At 63.3% G+C, this 2,323-nt stretch carries 3 protein-coding genes; all 3 read left to right on the forward strand.

Going from position 1 to position 2,323, the window contains the following annotated elements:
• Window positions 1-183 (forward strand): acyl carrier protein (locus EN994_RS27665; RefSeq protein WP_127307975.1); only part of this gene is annotated, 183 nt, incomplete at its 5' end.
• Window positions 184-239: 56 nt separating this feature from the next.
• Complete coding sequence (locus EN994_RS27670; protein WP_063168178.1) at window positions 240-1,430, forward strand: beta-ketoacyl-ACP synthase; 1,191 nt, start codon at window positions 240-242, stop codon at window positions 1,428-1,430.
• 43 nt (window positions 1,431-1,473) lie between these two features.
• Window positions 1,474-2,323: beta-ketoacyl synthase N-terminal-like domain-containing protein (locus EN994_RS27675; RefSeq protein WP_127307976.1), on the forward strand; the 850-nt coding region annotated here is incomplete at its 3' end.

The following is a 2,323-nucleotide window of genomic DNA, read 5'->3' on the forward strand; positions in this document are numbered from 1 at the left end:
GGCATAGACAGCCTCGATTTTCTCGACATCGTCTTTGCCATCGACAAGGAATTCGGCATCAAGGTGCCGCTGGAAAAGTGGACCCAGGAGGTCAATGACGGCAAGGCTTCGACCGACGATTACTTCGTCATGAAGAACCTGTGCGCCAAGATCGACGCGCTGGTCGCCGCCAAGACCGCCTGACGTCAGTTGAGCGCACGATCTTGACGCGCTCTGCCGCCTGACCCACAAAGCCGCACATGAGCAGCCCCCGCGACGTCGTCATATCAGGTATCGGCCTTGTCTCCTCGCTGGGGGAAGGTCCTGACGCCCACTGGCAGAAGCTCGCGCAACCGGGCCCGCAGCCGGTGCTCGAAGCGACGCGCTTTGCACCCTATACTGTCCATCCGCTGCCTGAGATCGACTGGAACCTGCAGATCGCCAAGCGTGGCGATCAGCGCCAGATGGAAACCTGGCAGAGGCTCGGCACCTATGCTGCCGGCCTTGCACTGGACGACGCCGGCATCAAGGGCAATGACGAACTCTGCGCGACCATGGACATGGTTGTGGCGGCGGGCGGTGGCGAGCGCGACGAGGCGGTCGATGCCGCCATTCTCGCCGCTTCGGAAAGCCGCAATGACCGCGATGTACTGCTCAACGAGAAATTGACCACCGAATTGCGCCCGACACTGTTTCTGGCCCAATTGTCCAACCTGCTCGCCGGCAACATCTCCATCGTCCACAAGGTCACCGGTTCGTCCAGAACCTTCATGGGCGAGGAAGGTGCCGGTGTCGCCGCGGTTGAAACGGCCGCCGCACGCATCCGCTCGGGTCAGTCGACGCATATCCTGGTCGGCGGTGCCTTCCAGACCGAACATCCCGATATGCTGCTCGGCTATGAACTCGCCGGCTATCTGCATCGCGGCCCATGGAAGCCGGTTTGGCAAAGACAGGGCACTGAGGGCGGTGGCGTCGTGACCGGCTCCGGCGGCGCCTTCCTGGTGCTGGAGCAGCGCGAACACGCGATGAGCCGCGGCCGCAAGATCTATGCAGAACTTGGACCGGTCGTCTCCGGCCGCGCCCGGCGGCCACGGGGAGAACTCGACGCCGAGATCGCCGCACTGCTCAAGCAGGCTGCATTGCCGAACGGCAAATTGCTGACCCTGTCGGGCGCATCGGGGGCGCATGCGGCGACAACAGCCGAGAAGGCAGCGCTCGATGCCAATCCGGCGATCGCCGCGCGTGGCTTCTCGACGCTGACCGGGCACATGAAGGAAGCACAGTTTCCTTTCGCTGTGGCACTGGCGGCACTCGCTGTCGACCGCAAGGCCGCCTATCCTGTTTTTGATGCCGCAGCCGAGACGCCGTTCGAAGGCGTTCCCCAATCCGTCCTTGCAACGGCGATCGGCTATCACCAATTCGAGGGCATGGCGCTGGTCAATGCCGCGTAACGCGGCTCCACGACCCATGCTGCAACGATAAGAGGGCTCCCGGATGGCCAATCTCAGAGATCACATGGGCAGGCCGATCGTCGCCGTCACCGGCATCGGCGTGGTGACCTCGCTTGGCGTCGGCAAATCAGACAATTGGGCGGCACTGACCTCCGGCAAGTCGGGCATTCACCCGATCACCCGCTTTCCCATCGATCAATTGAACACCCGCATCTCCGGCATGGTCGATTTCCTGCCGTCGAGCTCGAAAGGCGCCAGCCCACTCACCTATGAGCTAGCCGAGCTTGCGGGCTTAGAAGCGGTGAGCGAAGCCGGTCTTGATTCCAGCGATTTCGGCGGACCGCTCTTCCTCGCATCGCCGCCAGTCGAACTCGACTGGGCCGAGCGCTTCTCGCTCTACAATTCTGACAAGGACAAGGATGACACCGCCGCCGAAAGACTGCTTCGGGTCGCGCGTAGCTTGAAAGAGCTGGATATTTTCGAGACCACCCAGTTCGGTTCGATCGCCGGCCGCCTTGCCGATCGCCTTGGCACGCGTGGTCTGCCGATCACGCTGTCGGCGGCTTGCGCTTCGGGCGCCACCGCGATTCAGCTCGGTGTCGAGGCGATCCGACGCGGCGAATGCGACCGTGCGCTGTCGATCGGCGCGGACGGTTCCGCGACCGCCGAGGCATTGATCCGTTTCTCATTGCTTTCGGCGCTCTCCACGCACAACGACATCCCCGAAAAGGCGTCGAAACCCTTCTCCAGGGATCGCGACGGCTTCGTGTTGGCCGAGGGATCCGGGGCGCTGGTGTTGGAATCGCTTGAGACGGCATTGGCTCGCGGCGCGACTATTCTCGGCGTCCTGGGCGGTTGCGGCGAGAAGGCCGACGACTTCCACCGCACCCGCT

The organism is Mesorhizobium sp. M7A.F.Ca.CA.002.09.1.1 (genome assembly GCF_003998555.1).
Lineage (GTDB): Bacteria > Pseudomonadota > Alphaproteobacteria > Rhizobiales > Rhizobiaceae > Mesorhizobium > Mesorhizobium ciceri.

Bases quoted from the DNA above. Each gene is read 5' to 3' on its own strand.
- EN994_RS27670 (WP_063168178.1), top strand. From the start codon at position 240: ATGAGCAGCCCCCGCGACGTCGTCATATCAGGTATCGGCCTTGTCTCC.